Raw genomic sequence first — 22,074 nt, forward strand, 5'->3', positions numbered from 1 at the left:
TGAGTGGGCACTTGCCCATTAGTGTGGGCACATGCCCACTTACCGGGAAACAGCGGAATCCTTCGGTACGGACGCCGAGCGCTACGACCGCACCCGCCCCCGCTACCCCGACGCCATGATCAGCCGGATCGCCGCGGCCGCCCCCGGGCGGACCATGCTGGATGTCGGGTGCGGCACCGGCATCGCCGCCCGGCAGTTCCAGGCGGCGGGCTGCACGGTGCTCGGCGTGGATCCCGACCCGCGGATGGCGGCGCTGGCCCGCGGCTTCGGCCTCGACGTGGAGGTCGCCCGGTTCGAGGACTGGGACCCGGCCGGCCGCACGTTCGACCTGGTGACCGCCGCCCAGTCCTGGCACTGGATCGACCCCGTCGCGGGCGCGGCGAAGGCAGCCCGGGCATTGCGCCCCGGCGGCCGTTTCGCGGCCTTCTGGAACGCCGCCGACCCCGCACCCGACCTGGCCGGCGCATTCGCCGAGGTCTACACCCGCGTCGTGCCCGGCCTGCCCACGATCCCGGCGGGAATGTCAGCCGCCGACGGGTACGCCCTCATGCTCGACAAAGCAGCAACCGGCCTCACCACCGCGTTCACCGAACCGGACCGCTGGCGCTTCACCTGGGAACGCACCTACACCCGCGACGAATACCTCGACCTGATCCCCACCCAGGGCACCGCGACCCTCCTCCCCGCGGCCACCCTCAAGGACCTGCTGGACGGCCTCGGCGCGGCGATCGACAAGGCCGGCGGCGCCTTCACGGTCACCTACACGGCCCTCGTGATCACCAGCACCCTGGCCTGAGCCACCGCCGTCAGCCCGGCAACCCGGCGAGCCAGGTGGCCCATTCGGGGATGCGCCGCAGCGATCCGGCGGCGCCGCGGAGCTGGGCCAGGCATTCCGTCGCGGCCTGCGTCTGCGCCGCGGGGTCGTCGTCCCGGTGGCCGAGGGCGCGCCAGAGCAGCCTTTCGGCGGTCTGCAGTTGAGCGTCGACGATGCCCGGCGCTGTCCCAGTCGAGCAGGACCGGGCCGGCCGCGGTGAGCAGGACGTTGTCGGGCTTGATGTCACGATGGGAGGCCACCGGAGTCAGCGGAGGGCCGGGGCGGCTGAGGTATTCCAGGGCCGCCTCGCCGGGCCCGGTGGGATGGCGACCGTCGCACCAGCGATGCAGCTGCCAGTACTGCTACTTGCCGTCCTGGGTGAGAGCCACGACTTCGGGTGCCAGCCGGTCGGGCATGCGCACACCGGCGGCGTACGCGCAATGCTCGATCTCCGTCGACGCGGGCCAGCGGGGCGGTTGCGCGTCCCACGGCGAACGCCGCGGGAACCCGTCCGGCCTCATCCCGGCCGGAACTAGGCTGCTGCGCGTGTACATACCCGCTCACTTCGCGCCCGACGCTTCGGCTGTCCAGGATCTGCTGACCCGGGCGGACACGGCCGACCTGGTCACCGCCACGGCGAACGGGCTCATCGCCACGTACCTGCCGATACTTTACGACGCCGGGTCCGGGCCGCACGGCTCCGTGCTGGCGCATGTGGCCCGCAACAACGATCAGTGGTGTACGCCGGTGCTCGGCGAGGCGATGGCGATCGTGCACGGGCCGGACGCGTACGTTTCGCCGTCCTGGTATGCCTCCAAGGCGGAACACGGCCGCGTCGTCCCGACCTGGAACTACGTGACCGCCCACCTCTACGGCGAGCTGGTGGTGCACGACGACCCGCAGTGGCTCGTGGGGTTGGTGCGCCGGCTGACCGATCGGCACGAGGCCGGTCGCGAGCATCCGTGGTCGGTGGACGATGCCCCGGAGCGGTATGTGGCCGGGCAGCTCCGGGCGATCGTCGGTGTCGAGCTGCGGATCACCCGGGTCGAGGCCAAGTTCAAGCTGAGCCAGAACCGGCCGGCTGCCGACATCGACGGCGTGATCGCGGGCCAGACCGCGGCGGGCGCCACCGCTGCAGCCGACGCCGCCCGGGCCGCCCGCCCCTGACGGTCAGGCTGTGATGCGGTCGAGGTCGGCGAGGGCGTCGGCGGGGAGTTCGAGGGTGGCGGCGGCGATGTTCTCGCGCAGGTGGGCGACGGACGACGTACCCGGGATGAGCAGGACGTTCGGGGCCTGGTGGAGCAGCCAGGCGAGCGCGACCGCCTTCGGGCTGGTTCCGAGGCGCTTGGCGACCGTGTCGAGGATGCCGGACTGCAGCGGGTTGAAGCCGCCCAGTGGCCAGAACGGCACGTAGGAGATGCCCTGCGCGGCGAGGGACTCGATCAGCTGCTCGTCACCGCGGTGGGCGACGTTGTACCAGTTCTGGACGGTGACGACCGGGGCGATCGACTGGGCCTCCGCGACCTGGGCGGCGTCGACGACACTCACACCCAGATGCTTGATCAGGCCTTCCTTGCGCATCTCGGCCAGCGCCCCGAACGGCTCCGCGAGCGAACCGGCGACCACGGAATGCCCGTCGGCGCCGCCGCCCACGCGCAGGTTCACCACGTCGAGCGCCTCCACGCCGAGGTTCGTCAGGTTCTCGTGCACCTGGGACCGCAGCTGCTCCGGGGACCGTGCGTGCGGCCAGCCGCCGTTCTCGTCGCGGACGGAGCCGACCTTGGTGACGACGGTCAGCTCATCGGCGTACGGTGCCAAGGCCTCTTTGATGATCTGGTTGGTGACGTGCGGGCCGTAGAAGTCCGCGGTGTCGATGTGATCCACACCGAGCTCCACGGCGGTCCGCAGCACCGCGACCGCCTCGGCCCGGTCCTTCGGCGGCCCCCACACCCGCGGCCCGGCCAGCTGCATGGCGCCGTACCCCATCCGCGCGACCGTGATCCCGCCGGTCATCGTGTACGTCCCGCCCAGGTTGTTCGCTGCCATGTGGGGCTCCTCGTTCGCATCGGTGGTAACCCCACTGTCCGGCGATCAGGACGAATCAGGCAGTACCCCGCCGTTCATGGGAGTGTCAGGACCAGCCACCACGGGGTACGGTGACCGTCGCGCGGTGATCGCGCGTAAGGCGAGTTGATCTTCCAGTCCGACCTGTCTGGCAGCTCGCGGTGATGAGCCGCTGGAGTCCGCGTTGAGCACAGGTCGTTCTTTCTTTTCCGCTGCCGTCCGCCGGTATGTGCTGGTGCTCAGCGTCCCGGGCGCCGCGAGATTCTTCGTCCCGGCGGCGGTCGCACGGCTCGGTGTCGCGATCAGCGGGCTGGCGGTGCTGTGGGCGGTCCACGGAGCCACCGGCTCGTTCGGCCGGGCCGGAGCGGCAACGGGCGCCTTCGCCGTCGCCGACGCGGCCGCCGGGCCGCAGATCGCCCGCCTGATCGACCGCTGGGGACAGCGGCGGATCGTGCCGGTCACCGCTTCCGTCTTCGTCGCGGCCGGGATCGGACTGGTGCTGGCCTGCTGTTCGCCCGCGCCCGCTTGGGTTATGGCCGGGTTGGCCGCCGTCGCCGGGGCCACCGCTCCCCCGGTCGGCGCACTCTCCGCCGCCCGCTGGCGCGAGACGCTGACCGGGGGCGAGACACTGACCGGGCGTGACGTGTTTACCGGGCGCGACGCGGCGGGCAGGCGCGGGGACGTTGGCGAGGGTGGAGGCTTGGGGTCGGCGGGGCAGCTTCCCGCGGCGATGGCGCTCGAGGGCGTACTGAACGATGTGACTTTTCTGGTCGGGCCGCTGGTGGTGACCGCTCTGAGCGCGACTGTCGCGCCGTGGTCCGGGCTTGTTCTTGTCGTGGTGCTGGTGGCGGGTGGCATGGCAGGCCTGCTGAGCGCCGGGGCGACGACGCCGGCGCCGGGCCGATCGGCGGGCGGCACGGTCGTGGATCACCGGCTCGTGAACCGGCCCTTTCTCGTGCTGTTCGCGGCGAACCTGGCGATGGGGTTCTTCTTCGGCGGGATCGGGGTCGCGATCACCGCGTTCGCCCTCGCGCAGGGGGCGGGGGCCTGGGGAGGGGTGATCACCGCGGCCGGCGGGGTTGTCAGCCTGGGGGCCGGATTGGCGTACGGGGCCCGCGCGAAGGGGCAGCCGACCCGGGTGATGATCGCGGCGAGTACCGCGATCGCCCTCGGGTGTGCGCTGCTCGCGGCGACGCCGAGCGTGCCGGTCATGGTTCTCGGGTACGCGTTCGTCGGGGGATGCGTGGCCCTGGTGCTGATCCCCGCGTCGGTCGTGCTGCAGCGTGTGATCGAGGGCGAGGTCTTCACCCAGGCCATGGTGTGGATCAACTCGGCGAGCGCGATCGGGATCGCCACCGCCGCACCGCTGGTCGGCCATCTCATCCAGCACCACGGCTGGCCCGCCGGCTTTCTCGCCCTCGCCACCCTGACCACGGGCGTGCCGCTGACCTTGCTGATCGGATACCCGGCCCTGAACGCCGCCCAGCACCGCCCGCATTGACGGACCGGTCCAGCCGATCGATTGGGGTCGGCCCAATCGCCCAACTGGTCAGCCAGGTCGGGCCGGGTTCAGCCGATCCAGCCGATCCAGCCGATCCAGCCGATCCAGCCGATCCAGGCCGGTCCAGCCCGGTCCAGCCCGGTCCAATCCGGTCGGCCTGATGGCCCGGCAGATCCGGCAGGCCCGGCGGTCGGCAGATCCGGCAGGTCCGACAGGTCCGGCAGGCCCCGCGGCCGGCAGATTTGGCGGTCGGCAGATTTGGCCGGGACGGCGGGATGGCGGCGTTCGCAGAGGCGGGTAGGGGGTGGAGATACTTTCCGGTGTGGAGATTGTGTCGTTCGATGCTGGGGCGGGGCGGGCGGTGGAGGCCTTCGGCAGTGCCGGGGTGAGCGCTCAGGCGTTGTTTCGCGGGGAGACGGTGGCGGTCACCGTGCTGCGGGTGGCGGCCGGTGGGGAGATCGGGCGACATCCGGCGCCGGTGGATCAGCTGTTGGTGGTTGTTGAAGGTCATGGGTTCGTGCGGGGCGGCGACGGCGAGGCGGAAGCGGTGCGGGCCGGGCAGGCGGTGGTGTGGCGGGCCGGGGAGGAGCACGTCACCAGGGCGGTTGAGGACATCACGGCTGTGGCGATCGAGATGGCGTGATGTGCGCGCTACGGCTCGTCGGTGGTGGGCGGGGGGTCGGTTTGCGTCGCCAGTACGGCGAGGATCGCGACCGCGCGCCAGACTCCGAACATGATGGCGGCGGCGAGGGCGCAGAGCAGGCCGGTGCCGAATCCGTCGGCCACGACTCCTGCGGCGCCGAGCGCGAGGATGGCGAGGGCTTCGGGCACGGTGGCGCTCGTGGAGATGCTTGTGGGGCTCGGCGACATGGTTCGGCTCCTTCACCGGGGCATCGATGACCTTGAGCCGATACCTTACGGCCAATCCCCACGAGTCCGGCCCGCACGGAACCCGGCCCCAGCGGCCCGCCGCGCCGGGGCATGGCGGGCTGCCGGGTGCACGTACCTGGCTCGTGTCCTGAGTCTTTGATCCGTTTGCAGTAGGTGGTGAGGGCAGCAGGATGTGGCCACGGGACACGAAGTTGCGCCGAAACCCGCTATGCCGCAACCTTCTGCGGCGTCAGCTGGCAAGCGTGCGCCAATCACGTCTGGCCAGGAAACATGTGTTCTTCTGTCAGACGTGATTGGCCGGATTTGAGGAGCAACACCGCAGAAAGTTCACGCATCCCGGTGTCCAGCGCAACATTCAGCCACGCGGCAGGGACTGCGACAACTCAGGACTGGAGGAGGGCTTTCTGTTCTTTGTTGCGGTCTTTCTGGAAGCTGAAAAAGGCCGCGTAGAGCAACGCTGACACCACGAATCCGACCTCGAAGGTGATGTCACCGAAGGCTGCCACGTGGTCCGGGACGATGCCTACATATTGTTCCTGGTTGGAGAAGAGCCAGACCGAGACGACGATGCCGGCGGCCATGGCGACCGCGCCTCCCCACGGGTTGTGGGATTTGTCGTAGAGGTAGCCGTCGACCTGTCTGCCGCGCCGCAGGAACCAGTCGGTGAGGTAGACGGCCAGCCAGGGGCCGATCCAGTACGAGATGACCAGCAGGAACGATTCGTATTTGTGGCCTGCGTCGTCCAGGCCGGACAGGGCCAGCAGGAAGCCGAGAACGCCGAAGACGCCGGCGACGATGGCGCGGCGCAGGCCCAGGGGGAGGTTGATTCCCAGGGCCAGGAATGACATCGAGCCGGAGTAGATGTTGATGGCGTTCGCGCTGATGGCGCCGAGGCAGATTGCCAGGAGCGTCAGGTCTGCGACCAGGGACGGCAGGTGGCTGGTGAATGCTTCGGTCGGGTTGGTGATTCCCGGGGCCGCGATGGTTGCCGAGGCCGCGCCGACGATTTCCAGGAAGGTGCAGGAGACGAAGACGCCGAGGCCCGCCCAGACGCCGGTGAGTCGTTTGCTGACGGTGGCCGGGAGGTAGCGGGTGTAGTCCGTGGCGTAGGGGTTCCAGCCCGCGGCGTAGCCGAAGGTCGCGCCGACGGTCAGCAGGAAACCGCCGATGCTGCCGGTGCCGACCACCACGTCGGACGACGGTGTCGCCTTGGTGAGGGTGATGATGCTCGTGATCAGGAAGATGATCGCGAGCAGGGGGAACGCGTAACGCTCGAACGCCTGCACCAGGTTGTGGCCGAAGAACGCGATCGACACCTGCAGGATCACGACGACGACCAGGCACAACGCGTTCGGCAGGCCGGTCAGGGTCGCCAGCGCGAGGGCGCCGCTGACGCTGTTCACCGCGAACCAGCCGACGCCCGCGACCACCGCGTTGAGGCCCGCCGGGAGGATGTTGCCGCGATATCCGAAGCCGATCCGGGACAGGACCATCTGCGGTACGCCCATGGCCGGTCCGCGAGCCGACAGTACGCCGTGCGTCGCCGAGCCCAGCGCCGTGCCGAGCACGATGGCCGCCACCGCCTGGCCGAAGGTCTGATGGAAGAACAGGATCGCAATGACGCCGACGTAGACGGTCGCGAACTCGAGGTTCGGCGACATCCACGTCCAGAACAGGCTGAGCGGCCGGCCGTGCCGCTCGTCGAGGGGGATGAAACCGGCGCCACCCGGCTCCACGGCGGTCACCTTGGCGCCGTACCGGCCCTCACGGACCTCCGCCGAGACCTCCGCGGGCGTTTCCACCGCTGTCATAACTGGCTCCCTACCTGTGTATTGACCACACAGGTCGCAGTTAACGCCCAGCCCGTTCCGGCAATGTTGCGCGGCTGTTGCGCACTCGATGGCCATTGACGGTTCAGGCATCCACGTGCAGTGTCTACCCGGTGACTGAAGGTGACTGGGACTTCCCCTCCGACCCGCCACCCGCGTACACGAGCCTGTACCTGCCGGGCCCGCTGACCCGGATACCGTGCCCACCCGGCACAACCGCCTGGCTGGCCACCACCCCCGAAGCCGCCGGCGAGATGATCAGCCGCTTCCCCGCCGGCCCGCTCTTCAGAACCCATGCCCCAGGCCCGCTCTCCGACGCCCACGGCTCAGGCCTGCTCTCCGACGCCCACGGCTCAGGCCCGGTCTTGGGCGTCCGTGCAACGGGCAGCAGCCGGCCCCGTGGCAGCTTCGTCCGGACGGCCCGGCCTTACCGCCTGGCCGACCTCGACCAGGCGATCCGGCGCATCACCGCCCATGCGATCACCGCTCCCCTCCCTGCCGGTCTGCACCAGTCCCTCTCGCGCCGGATAACCGCGGAAGTGACCGCCGAACTGCTCGGCGGCGGCACGCTGCAGGACCGTCTCACCGACATGGTCCGGGCGCGGGCGACCCCCACCGGCGACGACGTCCTGAGTCGCCTCCTGCTGCCCGGCCCACCGGGAAACAACCTCGTAGCGGCCAACATCGCCCTGCTCACCACCCACATCGAAGCCGGCGCGGCCCTCCTCACCGACGCGATCCACACCCTCCAGCAGACCCCGCACCACTGGGAACGCCTCCGCGACGATCCCGCCCTGGCTCCCGCCGCGGCTGAGGCCCTGATGCGCCACCTCGGCGTCGGGATCGGCATCGTCCGGCGGGCACCGGCCGCCACGATCCTGCAGGGCCAGTGCGTCTCCCCCGGCGATTACCTGGTCGCCGCGGTGCAGACCGCGGATCGGGTGCCGACGGCGAGGCTCGGTTCTGTCGCAGGGCTCGGGTCCGGCTCCGGGATTCGGACGTGGGCCCAGCGCCAGGTCGCGTACCTGCAGCTCACCGCTTTGTTGCAAGGATTGACGGCGAGGGTGGCGTCGCTCGGTCCCGCGCTCAGCGCCGCGATCAATACATAGGTAAGGCGTTGAGCCGTTATGGGCTGCAGCACCTGGCCCGGTGGACGGGACAAGACTTGCGGCGACCGCGGGGCCACGGACAGGCGGAGCTTGCCGCGGGGCCACGGACAGGCAGAGCTTGCCGCGGGCGGACGGACAGACGGACAGACGGACAGACGGACGGACGGACAGAGCTTGCCGCGGGGACGCGGACAGGCAGAGCTTGCCGCGGACGGACGGACGGACGGACGGGCGGGCGGGCGGGCGGGCGGGCGGAGCTTGCCGCGGGGCCGCGGACGGGCGGAGCTTGCCGCGGGGCCGCGGACGGGTTGAGTTTGCGGCGGGCTGCGGGGTGGGGGCTCGTGGGTGTGTCGTTGGGGTCTGGTGGGGTGGCGAGCGCTTTCTTCGGTGGTGATTATGCGCAGATCAGGTCGTCCAGCAGGGTCAACTCGCGCTGCATGAGGGCTGGGGCGCGGGTGGGGTTGGCTAGTTGGGTGGTTATGGAGAGGACTGCTGAGTGGTGGCCGTCGGGGGTGACGGCGTTGAGGGTGGTTACGCCGGGCATGTCGCCGAAGTGGGCCCAGTAGCCGCCGCAGCGGGTGGGGATCCACATGATGCCGAGGCCATAGGCGATGCCGGGGCGGAGGTCCTGGATCGACTCGGCGAGCACGGTGTGGTGCAGGTCTGCCATCTGTGCCGGTGGCAGGAGGCGGCCGCGGGTCAGGGCTTGCCAGAAGCGGGCCAGGTCGGCGGTGGTGGTGATCAGGCCGCCGGCTGAGGCTGCCACGGTCGGGTTGATGATCGTCGTGTCGACCAGGGGGCCGTCCGGCGCGAACTGCTGGTAGGCCTCGGCGTGCGGGCGGGGCAGCGTCGGGCGGTCGCCGGGGTAGGACGTGTGGGTCAGGTGGAGGGGTGTCAGGATCCGGGAGCGCATCTCGGTGGACCAGGGGTTGCCGGTGAGGTGTTCGATGAGCATGCCGGCCACGAGGTAGTTGGTGTTCGAGTAGCTCCAGTGCGAGCCGGGGGCGAACAGGGGCGGGTGCTGCAGCGCTGTCGCCACCAGTTGCGCCTCGGTGTGGTGGTCGAAGCGGTGCGCCTGGAACGCTTCGGGTGACTGCAGGCCGGGGAGGTCGCCGGTGGCGTCGTAGAGGCCGCTGGTGTGCTGCAGGATCTGGCGCACGGTGATGCGGCGGCCGTCATTGCCGGTGCCGGTGACCAAGCCGGGGAGGTGGCGCTCGATCGGGTCCTCCAGGTCGATCCGGCCCTCGGCCGCCAGCTGGAGCAGCACTACCGAGACGAACGTCTTTGTGGTGCTGCCCATTCGGAAATAGCCGCCGATCGGGATCGGGGCGCCGGTGCGCAGGTCGGCCACGCCGCTGCGGGCCACCGTCACCCGGTCGCCGTCGCGGACCAGGCCCTGCGTCCCGGACACACCGAGGTCGCGCAGATCGTCGAGGCCGCGCTGCAGGAGTGCGGCTGTGCTCGGGAACCGGCGATCCACGCCCGGCGGCGCTGCCGCGTCCGGGGAATGGAGACGCGGGTGTAATGGTGCCGCCGCGTCCGGGAAATGGAGACGCGGGGGTAATAGTGCCGCCGCGTCCGGGGAATGGAGAGGCGGGGGTAGTGGTGCGGCGCGGGCGGGTCCACTGCCGACTGTCAGGGCCAGTAGGGCGCCGGTCATTGCGGCTGCTGCGATTCTGCGGAATCTCGTGGGGCCGGGCACTGCGGGATGTGTGTTCACGTCGGGGCTCCTGCCGGGAAAGCTGATGTGCTTTGACCGTACGGAGAGCCAGGACGCGGGGGCAGCCGGAAAACCCGAGTGCCGGCGTGGGGGTTATTACCCAGGTGTGCCCGTCGGGGGAAGGCCGGGACGGCAGGTCAGCCCGGCGGTCGCGGCAGATCCACTTGTTGCAGATTGTCGCGTGGTGGACTCGGTGCGGGAGGGTGGCGTACTTATAGAGGTTGGAAGTTGATCTCTTGTTCCTCGCCGTGCCAGCGGATGAAGCTGCGGGCGGGGCGGGAGCCGGCAACCACCCGGCCCGCCCGCAGCACCAGGAACCGGGGTCGCTGCAGGCGCAGCGCCTCGGCCTCGGACGTCGCGTCGAAGACCACCAGGTCGGCGGGGCCGTTGTCGCGAAGTCCGTAGTCGGCCACGCCGAGGGCGGCGGCGGGGGCGACCGTGATCATGTCCATGAGGGTGCGGAGTTCGGTGTCGCCGCTCATGTGGCCGAGGTGGGCCAGCACGAACGCTGCTTGCAGGGGATCTGCTGTGCCTAGCGGGTACCACGGGTCCATCACCGAGTCGTGGCCGATGGCGACGTTGACGCCGGCTTCGAGGAGCTGTTTGACGCGGGTGTGGCCGCGGCGGATGGGGCCCTGGTCAAATCTGCCCTGCAGGACGGCGTTGTCCAAGGGGTTTGTCACCATGTGCAGACCGGCGCGGGCGATGTTGGTGATCAGGCGGGACGCGTAGGCCGCGTTGTACGAGTGCATCGCCGTCGTGTGGCTGGCGGTGACCAGGCCGCTCATGCCGCGGCGGATCGTCTCGGCGGCCATCGTCTCGACGAAGCGGGAGTGCTCGTCGTCGGTCTCGTCGCAGTGGATGTCGACGCGCAGGCCGTGTTCCTGGGCCAGGGCCATGGCGAACTTCACGGACTCGACGCAGTCCTCGCGGGTCAGCTCGTAGTGCGGGATCGCGCCGATCACGTCCGCGCCGAGTTCCACGGCCTTGCGCATCAGGTCGGGGCCGTTGTCGAAGCTGAGGATGCCCTGCTGCGGGAACGCCACGAGCTGCAGGTCGATCAGGCCGCGGGCTTCCTCGCGCAGTTCGACCAGGGCGCGCAGGGCGAGCAGGTCCGGGTCGCAGACGTCCACATGGGAGCGGACGTACTGCACGCCGTGGGCGAGTTGCCAGCGCAGCACCTGGCGTACCCGGTTCTTCACGTCTTCGACGGTCAGGTCGCGGACGCGGTCGGCCCAGATCGCGATGCCTTCGAAGAGGGAGCCGGAGATGTTGGGGCGGGGCTGGCCTACGGTGAGTACGGCGTCGAGGTGGATGTGCGGCTCTACCAGGGGCGGGGTGACCAGGCGGCCGCCCAGATCGATCTCCTCGCGGGGTATTTGTCCGGAATATTGGACAAATCGTCCCGCCGTCACGGCCAGATCCCCGCGCGACGAATTCCGCAACAGCAAGTCGATCATGGCGTGAACCCAACAAAAGCCGCAAGCGCCCGCCGCAGCGTCACACCCAGCAGATCTGCGCGGACATGCAGCTCATCACGCAACCGGAGGGGCAGACCAGGGAGTCGCATGGCTTGCTGCAACGCAAGATCCTCGGCGAGCACAGCCTCTTCGAAGGCAACCTCCCGCCGCACCACCTCGGCCGACGGATCCGGAACCCCGCCGATGCCGTGCAACAGCATCTTCGTGTAGATCCGGGTGCTGGTCAGCGTCTCGGGCTGAGCGAAGAACAGGATCGTCTTCACGGCACCGGCATCCAGCTCCTCGAGCCGGAGCAGCAGCTGGAACGGGGCCCGGTAGACGTACGTGGCGCGCCTGCGTTGCTTCAGCGGTCGCAGGCCGGCGGCGACGCCCGGGTCCTCGGGGTTGTCGAACCACTGGTCCTGGATGCTGCGGCAGCCGTCGGGCTCGACGCTGACGTCGTAGCGCGGCACCAGTTTCTCCTCGGCCGCGCCGAACGTCTTGGCGTGCACGAACGGGAAGTGGGCGACGTCGAGGAAGTTGTCGGCGACCACCCCGGCGGACGCGGGCGTGCGGACCGGTGGCAGCCAGGCCCCCACGTACGCCGCGTCGTCGCCGTCCGCGTCGGGGAACAGCTCGGTCAGCGGCTCCTCCGGGGCGACCCAGATCAGCCCCCACCGCTCGGTCACGGCGAACGGCTCCGGGGTGACGTGCAGGATGCCGTCGTCACCGGTGTGCACGTCGTACCCGTCACCGAGCAGCGTCACCCGGCACGGCAGCTCCGAGCCGAGGGCGACCGGGTGCCACGCGCGCCGCAGCCCCGGGTGCTCGTTGGTGAGCAGGTCGGCCGGGTCGGCCGCCGTGGCCGCGAGGTCGTCGGCGGAGATGTAGATGGTGCCGTCGCTGACGCGTACCCGTGGGCCGAGGGGTAGATCCGCCCGGGGCGGCACGTGGCCGTCCTGCGACGGCAGCGCCACGCAGGCACCGGACCCGTCGAACTCCCAGCCGTGGTACGCGCACCGCAGCCGCCCGTCCACGCCGCTAGCGGCGGACAACGGCACGAGCCGGTGCGGGCAGCGGTCGGCGAAGACCACGGGCGGCCCGTCCGCGACCGGGCGGAGCACCACCAGCGGCGTCCCGCCCGCGTCCACGGCGACCGGGCGCGGCCCGACCTCGGCATCGCGGGCGACAGGTATCCACTGCATGGGTAGCAGTGTCATCCCGGCGTGTTACGACTCCGCTAACGTGCCCCCATGACGTTCTCGATCGTGGCGCGCTCCGCCGACGGAAGCGCGCTGGGCGTGGCTCTCGCCAGCAAATTCCTCGGGGCCGGCGCGGCGGTGCCGGCCGCCCTCGCCGACGTGGGCGCGGTGGCGACCCAGTCGTACGCGAACCTCGCCTACCGCCCCCAGGCGTTGTCCCTGCTCAGCACGGGAATGTCGGCCACCCACGCGGTCGCGGCACTGATCGCGGGCGACGACGGCCCGGTGGACCAGCGCCAGGTCGGCGTGGTCGGCCCCGACGGCCCGGGCGCCACCTACACCGGCGACAACTGCCACGACTGGGCGGGCGGCGCAGCCGGTGACGGCTACGCGATCCAGGGCAACATGCTGACCGGCCCGCAGGTCGTCTCCGCGATGCGCGACACCTGGCTCGCGGAATCCGGCCGCCGGCGCCTCGCATATCGCCTGCTGGCAGCCCTGAAAGCCGGTGACGAGGCCGGCGGCGACCGACGCGGCCGGCAGAGCGCGGCGGTCCTCGTCGTCGCCAAGGGCATGGGCTACGGCGGCACCAGCGACGTCGTGGTCGACCTCCGCGTCGACGACCACCCCCAACCGGTCACCGAACTCGCCCGTCTCCTCGACATGCACACCATGTACTTCGAACGCCCCGACCCCGCATCCCTCCTGGTCCTGGAGGGCTCCCTGGGCGCCGAGGTCCGCGGCCGCCTCGTCGCCGCCGGCCACCACGCCACCGACCTCGACGAGGCCCTGACGACGTGGGCCGGCATCGAGAACCTCGAGGAGCGCATCGTCCCCGGACACATCGATCCGCTGGTTCTCGCCCATCTGCGCGGGGGATCCTGATATATCCGTTTAATGACAAATGTTACAAGACGGACAGCGCTGACGGCCGCGGGCGCGGTCAGCCTCGGCGTCGTCGGCATCACCTCGATCGTCTCCACCGCGTTCGGCACCTCCTCCGGCGACGCTTTCCTGGAGACGGCCCGCGCAGGGGCGTGCACGCTGACCCCGGAGGTCACCGAGGGTCCGTACTACCTCCCGCTCGAGATCGTCCGGAAGAACATCACCGAGGGCCGCCCCGGCCTGCCGCTGACCTTGCGGGTCAAGGTGATCGACTACGCCACCTGCAAGGTCATCCAGGGCGCCGTCCTGGACATCTGGCACTGCAGCGCACTCGGCGTCTACTCCGGCTACGACGCGACGACTCTTCCCGGCGGCCCCGGAGGCGGCTCCCCCGACCCGAGCGGTGGTCCCGGCGGCGGTCCCGGCGGTCCTGGCGGCCCCGGCCCTGGGATGCCGCCGTCCGGTTTTCCCGGCGGCCCTCCTGGCGGCCCATCTGGCGGCCCTCCTGGCGGCCCTTCTGGCGGACCGGAAGGCGGGGCCGGCGGTCACGCCACCCCGACCACCAGCGAAACATTCCTCCGCGGCGTCCAGATGACCGACCACACCGGCCGCGCGGAATTCACAACGATCTTCCCCGGCTGGTACCAGGGCCGCACGGTCCACCTCCACGCCAAGGTCCACGTAGGCAGCTACCTCACCGGCGGCACCGCCAAGAGCGGCCACGTCTCCCACACCGGCCAGTTCTTCTTCCCCGAACGACTCACCAGCCGCGTGGCCACGCTCAAGCCCTACCGCACGAACACCACCGAACGCACCACCAACGACATCGACATACACTTCAACGCGGGCGGATCAGCCGGCCTCCTGAAAGTCCTCCAGCAGCACAAAGACTTCAGCAAAGGCCTCATCGCCTCGGTCACGGTCGCCGTCGACCCCGAAGCCACCCCCGCCACCATCTGAGAGACCATGTGCCGTGGCTCCCGGCCGCGGGTGTCACGGCCACCCCTTCAAGTACGCCAGCCCCCCGCACCGAGTCCACCACGCGACCACCTGCCACCAAGCATCTGCCGCGACCCCCGGGCTGACCTGCCGTCCCGGCCTCACCCCACCCAGCCCTGGCCCGCCCCGCCCCGGGCCGCCCCGGCCTGGCCTGGCCTCGGCCGCACCAGCCTGGGCCGCCCGTGAGGCCCCGATCTCACCGCGAAGCCTGCTCTCACCCGAAATGGACGAGCGCACCCTGCAGACCCGTGTCACGATGCGCGGCATGTCGGATCGCGCGCTGAGCTTCGGAGCGTCGGCGGAGGCCTACGAACGGTTCCGCCCCGGCTACCCGCCGGAACTGATCGGCCTCGTGACGGCCTACGCGGGCAGCCCGATCCGGACCGCCCTCGAAATCGGTGCCGGGACGGGCAAAGCGACCCGCCTCTTCGCCGCCCATGGGATCGCCGTCACCGCAACCGATCCGGACGCAGCCATGCTCGCCGAACTGCGCAGACACGTCCCGGCCGGCGTCACCACCCACCGCGCGGCCTTCGAGGATCTACGCCTCCGCGGCAAGTACCAGCTGGTCTTCGCTGCCGCGGCGCTCCACTGGACCGACCCGGTTCGCCGCTGGCCCCGCATGGCCGGCCTGCTGGAACCGGGCGGCGTCTTCACCGCATTCGGCGCCCCGCTCCACCTCGCCGACCCGGCATTGGAAAACGCCGTCCGCGACGCCCGCACCCCGTTCCTCCCCAGCGACGACATCCCGACGCCCTCAGGCCCCGCCCCAGCGCCCGCCCCGTCACCCTCACACCCCGCCCCAGCGCCCTCAGGCCCCGCCCCGTCACCCTCAGGCCCCGCCGCACCGTCACCCCCGGATCGGGCCATGCAGTGGCCGGGGCCGGAACTCGAGCATTCCCCATGGTTCACCGACGTTCGCCAGTCCGTGATCACGCGCCGTCTGACCTTGACCGCCTCCGACTACATCGGCCACCTGTCGACGATCTCCGCCTACCTCACCCTCCCACCCCCGCTACGCGAAGAGGCGTTCCGAAGCATCAGCGCAGTACTCCCCGAAGCAATCGAGATCAACGCCGACGTCACCGTCCACCACCTCGCCCGCCGCCGAAGCAACCAACGCCAAAGCGACCAGAACCAGAACAACCAGGACCAAGGCGACCAGGACCAGAACAACCAGCGCAGGAGCGACCGATGACGACTTTCGCGTTCGTGGGCTTCGGATTCCGCGCGGCGACGTTCCACCGGGTGGCGCAGGCGCTGCCCCACCTTCGTTGTGTCGGTGCTGTGGTGCGGAAACCGTTGAGCGTGCTCCCTTCGTACGGTGGGATGTCTGATTGTCTAAGGGAAGCGCGACCGGATTTCCTGGTCATCGCCGTCCCGCGGGAGGCGAACCCGGGTCTGATCGCCGAGGCTGTCGGGCTGGGCGTGCCCGTGCTGGCCGAGACGCCGCCAGCGCCCGACCTGGCCGGACTGCGCGCGTTGTGGGAGGTGGCCGGGCGGTCCGGTCTCGTGCAGGTCGCCGAGCAGTATCTGCTGATGCCCACCCACGCGGCCCGGCTCGCCGCCGTCCGGTCCGGGATCATCGGCACGCCGACGCAGGTGCAGGTTTCCTCCACGCAGCAGTACCACGCGGTTTCCCTGATCCGCGGCATGCTCGGCGTGGGCCATGACCCGGCCGCCGTCCGCGCGACGCGAACCGTGGCCCCGCTGCTCGACCCGCTCGACCGCGCGGGCTGGACGGGTGATCCGGAGCCGAAACCGGCGACCACGACCATTGCCACAGTGGACTTCGGCCGGGGCCGTTCCGGTGTCTACGACTTCACGACCGGTCAGACCCGCAACCTGCTGCGCTTCCGTCGCCTGCTGGTCCGCGGCACGCACGGCGAACTGCGGGACGACGAGATCGTGCACATGCCGGCCGCCGAAACGATCAGCAGGGTGCCGCTGCTGCGCCGGCAGAGCGGCCACGACCTGGACCTCAACGGCTTCGACACCGACACGATCACGCTCGGCGGCACCGAGGTGCTCTACCGCAACCCCTACCCCGGCACCCGTTTCAACGACGACGAGATCGCCACCGCCACCCTGCTCGACGCGATGGCCTCCTGGGTCCGCGGCGAGGGCCCGCCGCCGTACCCACTGGCCGAAAGCATGCAGGACCAGCTCCTCGCCCTCGCCATCGAGGACGCCGCGACCACCACTCACGAGATCACGACCGGCCCTGAGCCGTGGTCCCGGCTCTGAGATTCCAGCAGGATGCCGAGGTCACGCTCGGCGAAGAGCCGGTGCTCCCACTCCTCGTTCAGGATGATGCGCAGGCACAACCGCACCGGCGTGCCGACCGGCTCGGGCCAGCCCGGCGTCAGCCCGGTCGCCCGGTCGAGCTCCGCATCGGTGAGCCCCGTCAGCACCCGCCGCACGACCGTCATCCGATCCGCCCGCAGCGCCAGCACCTGGTCCAGCGAAGGCCGCGCGGCCCGATCCCAGGGCACCCCGTCGTCAGCGCCGCTCATCTCGTCGAACGGCAGATCCAGCGGATCCCACGGCGCCGGGTCCCCGAGGATCACCCGCAGCACCCACGCATCCGTCGCGAACAGCAGATGCCGCAACGTCTCGATGAACGACCACTCGTCGTCGACCCGCTCGTGCAGCCGCTCCTCCGGCAGCAACCGCGCCCGCGCCACGGTCTGCGCCCAGAGCCCCTCGACGATCTCCCAGGCGGCCCGGAACCCATCGGCATCAACCGGCCGCATCCGCACCCGATCCGGATAACGACGGTCCAGCTCGGCCTCCACCAACGGCATCACCTCGACCCCGTTGACGACCAGCGACTCGAATTCCCCGCTCAGATCCAGGGTCTTCGCGTAGACCCCTCGACCCACCACACCGGACAGATTCGCCCCTCGCAGACGTGCCCCGCGAAGACTCTCCCCCATGCGCCCGGCCCCCTGCCGCCTCGATCAATTGCCGCCTCGATCAATCGTTCGAACATCAGTATCAACCTCGGGTACGACATTTTCCGGGCCCCACCCTCAGCGGCGAAGATATTCCGGTGGCATGACGTCGCCCGATCCGAGCGGCGGCCCGAGCACCGTCTGCCCGGTGGCCTCGGCCGCCCGGGCGAGCGCCTCGACATCGAGCACCCAGTCCTCGGGCAGCGGCGCGGACAGGTCCCACCCGGCCGCCCGTACGAACTCCTCGAAGCCGGCCGGATTGCAGATCGTCAGCAGCTCCACGTCCTGTGAGGTGAGCACATAGGTGTGCGGCACCCCACGGGGCAGGAAGACGGTGTCGCCGGACGTCAGATCCCACCGCTGGTCGCCGGCCCAGAACGTCCCGCTGCCCGCGAGCAGGAAGATCGTCTCGTCCTCCCGGGCATGCACATGAACCGGTGACGCGGCACCTCCGTGCATGGACTGACGAATGGCGGTCAACCGCCCGCCGCTGGCCTCCGCGTCCACGACGATGCGTTGAACGCCACCCCCGATCCACGCGAACTGCTGCTCCGAACCAGAACGCGACATGTACGGCAGCGTCATCGCGCGCCCCCGTAGTAGCGATCGTCCCGCAGGTCGTCGAGCAGGCCGGGCCCGGCGGGCGCCAGCTCGGCGCTGGGCGTGATCGGCGACAACCGTACGACCGCCGCGCGCACCCACCTCCCCGCGAGCCCGATCTCGTAGTTCCCGGCGTCGACCGACGGCCCGGAGTCGCCGGTGTCGTCCTCCTTGATCGCGCGTCCCAGCCCGGCGAACGGCAGCATCACCGACAAAGCCGACCGCGCCAGGGCGACAACCTCATGACCCGCGGCGACCAGCTCAGAAACGAGCGCCGTCCCGATATGACCCGTCGCACCGGTAACAAGAATCCGCATGTTGCCCACCTCCATGACGAGACGACGTCGCATCATCGTAAGCCGTGATGCAACGACGTCGCATCACCCGTGTAGGGTTGATCACATGCCACGGTGGGAGCCCAACGCGCGCGAACGGCTGGAACGCGCCGCGATCGAACTCTTCGCAGCTCAGGGTTATGAGGCCACCACCATCGAGCAGATCGCCGCCGCCGCCGGCCTGAACCGCAGCACGTTCTTCCGCCACTTCGGCGACAAGCGCGAAACCCTCTTCGGCGGCCAGCAGGGCCTCCCGGCCCACCTCGCCGACACCATCACCAAGGCCCCCGCCGACCTCACGCCCCTGGAAGCAGTCACCGCGGCCTTCGACGCCGCCGCCACGGTCTGGTTCGCCCCCGACCGCCGCGACCTGGCCCCCCGGAGACTCGCCGTCGTCGCCTCGAGCCCCGAGTTCCGGGAACGCGAACTCCTCAAACGCCTCGACATCACCACCGCGGTCGCCGCCGCCCTCCGCTCCCGCGGCCTCAGCGACCCCTCCGCCACCGTCGCCGCCGAGCTCGCCACTCTCACGTTCACCCGGACGATCACCATCTGGGCTGACCCGGCCAACACCGAGGAGTTCTCCCCCATTGCGCGCCGGGTCCTGCGCGAACTCCACACCGCCGCGACGCAACTCGACTGACCGAAATGGGGTGCGCGGAGAGTGGCGTACCTGTTGGATCTCGGCATGAGACATGAGCTTGTCCTGCCTCGCAAGGCGCGGCCCGGGGACCGGATCGCCGTGCTGTCGCCGTCGTTCGCCGCGGCGGGTGCCTTTCCCGCGATCCACGAGCAGGCCATGCGGCGGCTTGCTGAGGTGACCGGGCTCGTTCCGGTCGAGTATCCGACCACGCGCGAGGTCGGGGCGAGCGCGGCGGCCCGGGCTGCGGACATCAACGCTGCCTTCGCGGATCCTCAGGTGCGGGGCATTCTCGCTGTTGTCGGGGGTGAGGATCAGATCACGGTCATTCCGCATCTGGACGCGGGGCTTGCGCTCGCCGATCCGAAGCCGTTCCTGGGCACCAGTGACAACACCAACCTGCACCACTGGCTCCGGGGTCTCGGCGTCGCCAGCTTCTACGGTGGATCGTCGCAGGTGCACCTCGGTCCCGGGCCTGCGGTGGACGACATCCACGCGCGGTCGCTGAGGGCGGCGTTACTCACGGGGGAACGGCTGGAGATCACCGATCCCGGGGAGTCCGAGGATATCGGGGTCGACTGGGCCGATCCGCGGGCGCTGGAGTCCTTCGGGGAGCGCGAGCCGACGGAGCCGTGGAGCTGGCACGGGCCGCGCCGCGCGGTCACCGGTGCCTCCTGGGGTGGCTGCCTGGAGGTCATCCAGTGGATCCTGGCAGCGGGACGGTTCCCGTTTCCTCCGGAGGCGCTGGAGGACGGGGTGCTGATCATCGAGACTTCCGAGGAGTTGCTCCCCGCCCGCGAGGTCAGCTGGATCGTTCGCGCGCTGGGCGAACGCGGGCTCCTCAGCGCTGTCGACGCCGTGCTGGTCGCCCGTCCGCCGGTCTCCGACCACACCCGCCGGCCGGCCGCTGCGGATCGGGCACTGCTTCGCCGGCAGCAGCGCGACACGGTCGTCGACGTGGTGGACCGCTACAACCCGGAGGCGGTTGTCTGCGTCGGCGTCCCGTTCGGCCATACCCGGCCGCAGTGGATCCTTCCCCATGGCGGTCCGATCACCATCGACGGTGTGGAACGCCGGATCTTCGCCGACTACAGATAGGGCCCTAACCCGCTCGGAGGTAGGCGAGGACGGCGCGGACGCGGCGGTGGTCGTCGGCGTCGGGTGGGAGGTCGAGTTTGGCGAGGAGGCTGCCGATGTGTTTGGCGACGGCGGCTTCGGAGACGGTGAGGGTGCGGGCGATGGCGGCGTTGGAGCGGCCCTCGGCCATCAGGCCCAGGACCTCGCGTTCCCGGGTGGTCAGGCGCTGGAGGGGGTCGCGGCGGCGGCCGAGGAGCTGGCGGACAACTTCCGGGTCGACGACGGTGCGGCCGGAGGCGACCTGGACCAGGGCGTCGACGAATTCTTCGACGTCGCCGATGCGGTCCTTGAGCAGGTAGCCGACGCCTGCTGCGGGTGCCGAGTCGAGGAGTTCCGCCGCGTAGGTCTGTTCGACGTACTGGCTGAGCACCAGGACCGGCAGGGACGGGTCGGCCGCGCGCAGGGCGATCGCCGCCTGCAGGCCCTCGTCGCTGAAGCCCGGAGGCATGCGCACGTCGGTGACCACGACGTCGGGTTTGTGCTCGGTGACCGCTGCCATCAGGGCGGGGGCATCGCCGACCGCCGCGACCACCTCGTGCCCGAAGCGCCGCAGCATCCCCGCGATCCCCTCCCGCACGATCAGCCCGTCCTCCGCGATCACGACCCGCACGGAAGCCCCCTGAGGAACAGAGCAATCACGACCCGCACGGAAGCCCCCCGAGGAACAGAGCAATCACGACCCGCACGGAATCTCCACGTGGACCAGGGTAGGGCCACCGGGTGGGCTGGACAGTGCGACCGTGCCGTCGACGGCGGCAACGCGATCGGCCAAGCCGATGAGGCCGGTCCCGCGGCTGGGGTCGGCCCCGCCGCGGCCGTTGTCGCGAACGTCGACGTGCAGCCGGTCGCCATGCACAGCCGCGGCCACCGAGGCCCGGGTGGCGGCGCTGTGTTTGGCGAGGTTGGCCAGGGCTTCGACCACCACGAAATAGGCCGCCACCTCGATGGTGGCGGGAAGGCGGGCGTCCAGCCGCAGATCCAGGTCGACCGGGACGGGAGCATGCCCGGCCGCGTCGGTCACCGCCGCGGCCAGGCCACGGTCGGTGAGGACCTTGGGGTGTACGCCGCGGATCAGCTCACGCAGCTCAGCGAGCGCCTCCCGGGCGAGCGCCTGCGCGCCGGTCAGCGCAGTATCGGCCGGTGACCCGCGCGGAACCTCGAGCCGGGCCATCCCGAGCTGCATGCTCAGCGCGACCAGCCGCTGCTGCGCGCCGTCATGGAGGTCCCGCTCGATCCGCCGGCGTTCGACCTCGAAGGCGTCGACGAGGCGGGCGCGCGAGCGGGTGACCTCGACCAGTTTGGCGTCGGTGTCGTTGCTGCGGGGGGCCAGGATCGCCCGGGCCATCGCCGCACGGGCGCCGGCCCACGCGGTGACCGGATAGGCCGCGATGACGAAGGCGAGCGGCGCCACCAGCGTCATCGGCAGGGTCACGCTGAGCGGCCGCTCGTCGATGTAGAGCGGGGCGAACAGGAACGCCGTCGGCACGAAGATCGTCACGGTGACGACGGCGGCGTCCATCCAGCACAGCGCGGCCGCGGACACGATCGTGTAGCCGAGCTCGCGCCAGGTGGACTGCTCGCGCAGCCGGAACAGCAGCCAGGCCCGCAGGCCCGGCCGGGGTGGGCGGCGGTGCGGGTCGGGCAGGACGTCGCGGTCGATCAGCCGCATCCGCCAGCGTTCGAGCCGGCCGACGACGACCCCGGCGAGCAGCGTCGCGAGGTAGGCGGCGAGCCCGATCAGCACGATCGACAGGGCGGCACCGGTGACGAGCAGCCCCGCGACGACGAAGATCGTGGCGAAGCCGAACAGCGCTCCCCCGGTCAGGTACGCCAGGGAGCGCCACGGCCACGACGACACCAGAAATCTCGTGGGGCGCATGGTGAGCGCCTCGAGCGCGTTGCGGGCCGCCATGGCAGGAACGCTAGCGCCG

Annotated in this window: 24 protein-coding genes; 11 read left to right on the plus strand and 13 right to left on the minus strand. The window is 70.6% G+C overall.

The genetic code is table 11. From position 1 onward, the window contains the following. Nucleotides 1-31 precede the first annotated feature (31 nt). Nucleotides 32-796 carry a class I SAM-dependent methyltransferase gene (locus tag Ahu01nite_RS26595; protein ID WP_203839360.1) on the plus strand — a complete coding sequence of 255 codons (765 nt, stop codon included), beginning with the start codon at nucleotides 32-34 and terminating at the stop codon, nucleotides 794-796. Here Ahu01nite_RS26595 and Ahu01nite_RS51870 read toward each other — a convergent pair. Together Ahu01nite_RS51870 and Ahu01nite_RS26605 are read right to left on the minus strand one after the other, a co-directional pair. Beyond that, nucleotides 760-1,164: a phosphotransferase gene (locus Ahu01nite_RS51870; RefSeq protein ID WP_203839394.1), complete on the minus strand. Its 405-nt coding sequence runs from the start codon at nucleotides 1,162-1,164 to the stop codon at nucleotides 760-762. The genes Ahu01nite_RS26595 and Ahu01nite_RS51870 overlap by 37 nt on opposite strands. A 12-nt stretch (nucleotides 1,165-1,176) precedes the next feature. Next, complete coding sequence (locus Ahu01nite_RS26605) at nucleotides 1,177-1,368, minus strand: hypothetical protein (RefSeq protein WP_203839361.1); 192 nt, start codon at nucleotides 1,366-1,368, stop codon at nucleotides 1,177-1,179. Between Ahu01nite_RS26605 and Ahu01nite_RS26610 the strand changes: the two genes are divergently transcribed. Further along, nucleotides 1,361-1,981, plus strand: coding sequence for an FMN-binding negative transcriptional regulator (locus tag Ahu01nite_RS26610; protein ID WP_203839362.1), 621 nt, complete (start codon nucleotides 1,361-1,363; stop codon nucleotides 1,979-1,981). The genes Ahu01nite_RS26605 and Ahu01nite_RS26610 overlap by 8 nt on opposite strands. 3 nt (nucleotides 1,982-1,984) lie before the next feature. On the opposite strand, the gene Ahu01nite_RS26615 is transcribed toward Ahu01nite_RS26610, so the two are convergent. Beyond that, nucleotides 1,985-2,860, minus strand: coding sequence for an oxidoreductase (locus Ahu01nite_RS26615; RefSeq protein WP_203839363.1), 876 nt, complete (start codon nucleotides 2,858-2,860; stop codon nucleotides 1,985-1,987). Nucleotides 2,861-3,062: 202 nt separating this feature from the next. Between Ahu01nite_RS26615 and Ahu01nite_RS26620 the strand changes: the two genes are divergently transcribed. Beyond that, nucleotides 3,063-4,379: an MFS transporter gene (locus Ahu01nite_RS26620; protein WP_203839364.1), complete on the plus strand. Its 1,317-nt coding sequence runs from the start codon at nucleotides 3,063-3,065 to the stop codon at nucleotides 4,377-4,379. Nucleotides 4,380-4,701: 322 nt separating this feature from the next. Then, nucleotides 4,702-5,022 carry a cupin domain-containing protein gene (locus Ahu01nite_RS26625; RefSeq protein WP_203839365.1) on the plus strand — a complete coding sequence of 107 codons (321 nt, stop codon included), beginning with the start codon at nucleotides 4,702-4,704 and terminating at the stop codon, nucleotides 5,020-5,022. An 8-nt stretch (nucleotides 5,023-5,030) separates the two neighbouring features. Here the strand turns inward: Ahu01nite_RS26625 and Ahu01nite_RS26630 are convergent, their stop codons facing one another. Both Ahu01nite_RS26630 and Ahu01nite_RS26635 read right to left on the minus strand, forming a co-directional pair. After that, nucleotides 5,031-5,249: a hypothetical protein gene (locus Ahu01nite_RS26630; RefSeq protein ID WP_203839366.1), complete on the minus strand. Its 219-nt coding sequence runs from the start codon at nucleotides 5,247-5,249 to the stop codon at nucleotides 5,031-5,033. 404 nt (nucleotides 5,250-5,653) lie between these two features. Continuing rightward, complete coding sequence (locus Ahu01nite_RS26635; protein ID WP_203839367.1) at nucleotides 5,654-7,081, minus strand: purine-cytosine permease family protein; 1,428 nt, start codon at nucleotides 7,079-7,081, stop codon at nucleotides 5,654-5,656. Between the two features lie 131 nt (nucleotides 7,082-7,212). Between Ahu01nite_RS26635 and Ahu01nite_RS26640 the strand changes: the two genes are divergently transcribed. Then, a complete protein-coding gene (locus tag Ahu01nite_RS26640; protein ID WP_203839368.1) occupies nucleotides 7,213-8,208 on the plus strand; it encodes a cytochrome P450 family protein in 996 nt (331 codons plus the stop codon). A gap of 394 nt (nucleotides 8,209-8,602) precedes the next feature. On the opposite strand, the gene Ahu01nite_RS26645 is transcribed toward Ahu01nite_RS26640, so the two are convergent. From Ahu01nite_RS26645 to Ahu01nite_RS26655, 3 genes are all read right to left on the minus strand, one after another. After that, nucleotides 8,603-9,688 carry a serine hydrolase domain-containing protein gene (locus Ahu01nite_RS26645; protein WP_239159158.1) on the minus strand — a complete coding sequence of 362 codons (1,086 nt, stop codon included), beginning with the start codon at nucleotides 9,686-9,688 and terminating at the stop codon, nucleotides 8,603-8,605. A gap of 452 nt (nucleotides 9,689-10,140) precedes the next feature. Next, the gene (gene codA / locus Ahu01nite_RS26650) at nucleotides 10,141-11,388 is read right to left on the minus strand and encodes a cytosine deaminase (RefSeq protein ID WP_203839370.1); all 1,248 of its coding nucleotides are present in this window, start codon (nucleotides 11,386-11,388) and stop codon (nucleotides 10,141-10,143) included. Beyond that, nucleotides 11,385-12,593 carry a Rieske 2Fe-2S domain-containing protein gene (locus Ahu01nite_RS26655; RefSeq protein ID WP_203839371.1) on the minus strand — a complete coding sequence of 403 codons (1,209 nt, stop codon included), beginning with the start codon at nucleotides 12,591-12,593 and terminating at the stop codon, nucleotides 11,385-11,387. The genes codA and Ahu01nite_RS26655 overlap by 4 nt, the downstream gene beginning before the upstream one ends. 48 nt (nucleotides 12,594-12,641) lie before the next feature. Here Ahu01nite_RS26655 and Ahu01nite_RS26660 point away from each other — a divergent pair, with 48 nt between their 5' ends. The 4 genes from Ahu01nite_RS26660 to Ahu01nite_RS26675 all read left to right on the plus strand — a co-directional run bounded on the left by Ahu01nite_RS26660 (nucleotide 12,642) and on the right by Ahu01nite_RS26675 (nucleotide 16,721). Continuing rightward, nucleotides 12,642-13,475 carry a DUF1028 domain-containing protein gene (locus Ahu01nite_RS26660; RefSeq protein WP_203839372.1) on the plus strand — a complete coding sequence of 278 codons (834 nt, stop codon included), beginning with the start codon at nucleotides 12,642-12,644 and terminating at the stop codon, nucleotides 13,473-13,475. A 12-nt stretch (nucleotides 13,476-13,487) separates the two neighbouring features. Next, nucleotides 13,488-14,435, plus strand: a complete 948-nt coding sequence (locus Ahu01nite_RS26665) for an intradiol ring-cleavage dioxygenase (protein WP_203839373.1) — start codon at nucleotides 13,488-13,490, stop codon at nucleotides 14,433-14,435. A 262-nt stretch (nucleotides 14,436-14,697) separates the two neighbouring features. Continuing rightward, entirely contained in the window at nucleotides 14,698-15,672 is a 975-nt protein-coding gene (locus Ahu01nite_RS26670; RefSeq protein ID WP_239159159.1) for a class I SAM-dependent methyltransferase, read from the plus strand. Further along, entirely contained in the window at nucleotides 15,669-16,721 is a 1,053-nt protein-coding gene (locus tag Ahu01nite_RS26675; protein ID WP_203839374.1) for a Gfo/Idh/MocA family oxidoreductase, read from the plus strand. The genes Ahu01nite_RS26670 and Ahu01nite_RS26675 overlap by 4 nt, the downstream gene beginning before the upstream one ends. Here the strand turns inward: Ahu01nite_RS26675 and Ahu01nite_RS26680 are convergent. The 3 genes from Ahu01nite_RS26680 to Ahu01nite_RS26690 all read right to left on the minus strand — a co-directional run bounded on the left by Ahu01nite_RS26680 (nucleotide 16,679) and on the right by Ahu01nite_RS26690 (nucleotide 18,348). Continuing rightward, complete coding sequence (locus tag Ahu01nite_RS26680; protein WP_239159160.1) at nucleotides 16,679-17,362, minus strand: DinB family protein; 684 nt, start codon at nucleotides 17,360-17,362, stop codon at nucleotides 16,679-16,681. The two genes, Ahu01nite_RS26675 and Ahu01nite_RS26680, sit on opposite strands and share 43 nt — an antisense overlap. 147 nt (nucleotides 17,363-17,509) lie before the next feature. After that, nucleotides 17,510-18,001: a cupin domain-containing protein gene (locus Ahu01nite_RS26685; RefSeq protein WP_203839376.1), complete on the minus strand. Its 492-nt coding sequence runs from the start codon at nucleotides 17,999-18,001 to the stop codon at nucleotides 17,510-17,512. Nucleotides 18,002-18,012: 11 nt separating this feature from the next. Next, the gene (locus Ahu01nite_RS26690) at nucleotides 18,013-18,348 is read right to left on the minus strand and encodes an NmrA family NAD(P)-binding protein (RefSeq protein ID WP_203839377.1); all 336 of its coding nucleotides are present in this window, start codon (nucleotides 18,346-18,348) and stop codon (nucleotides 18,013-18,015) included. An 85-nt stretch (nucleotides 18,349-18,433) separates the two neighbouring features. Here Ahu01nite_RS26690 and Ahu01nite_RS26695 point away from each other — a divergent pair, with 85 nt between their 5' ends. Together Ahu01nite_RS26695 and Ahu01nite_RS26700 are read left to right on the plus strand one after the other, a co-directional pair. Continuing rightward, on the plus strand, nucleotides 18,434-19,009 hold the full coding sequence (locus tag Ahu01nite_RS26695; RefSeq protein WP_203839378.1) for a TetR/AcrR family transcriptional regulator: 576 nt from the start codon (nucleotides 18,434-18,436) through the stop codon (nucleotides 19,007-19,009). Nucleotides 19,010-19,054: 45 nt separating this feature from the next. Next, entirely contained in the window at nucleotides 19,055-20,104 is a 1,050-nt protein-coding gene (locus Ahu01nite_RS26700; protein WP_203839379.1) for an LD-carboxypeptidase, read from the plus strand. 4 nt (nucleotides 20,105-20,108) lie between these two features. Here Ahu01nite_RS26700 and Ahu01nite_RS26705 read toward each other — a convergent pair whose 3' ends face one another. Both Ahu01nite_RS26705 and Ahu01nite_RS26710 read right to left on the minus strand, forming a co-directional pair. Continuing rightward, complete coding sequence (locus tag Ahu01nite_RS26705; protein ID WP_203839380.1) at nucleotides 20,109-20,753, minus strand: response regulator transcription factor; 645 nt, start codon at nucleotides 20,751-20,753, stop codon at nucleotides 20,109-20,111. A 63-nt stretch (nucleotides 20,754-20,816) separates the two neighbouring features. Then, entirely contained in the window at nucleotides 20,817-22,055 is a 1,239-nt protein-coding gene (locus tag Ahu01nite_RS26710) for a sensor histidine kinase (protein WP_203839381.1), read from the minus strand. Nucleotides 22,056-22,074: the final 19 nt, after the last annotated feature.

It is taken from the genome of Winogradskya humida, from assembly GCF_016862215.1.
GTDB classification, from domain to species: domain Bacteria; phylum Actinomycetota; class Actinomycetes; order Mycobacteriales; family Micromonosporaceae; genus Actinoplanes; species Actinoplanes humidus.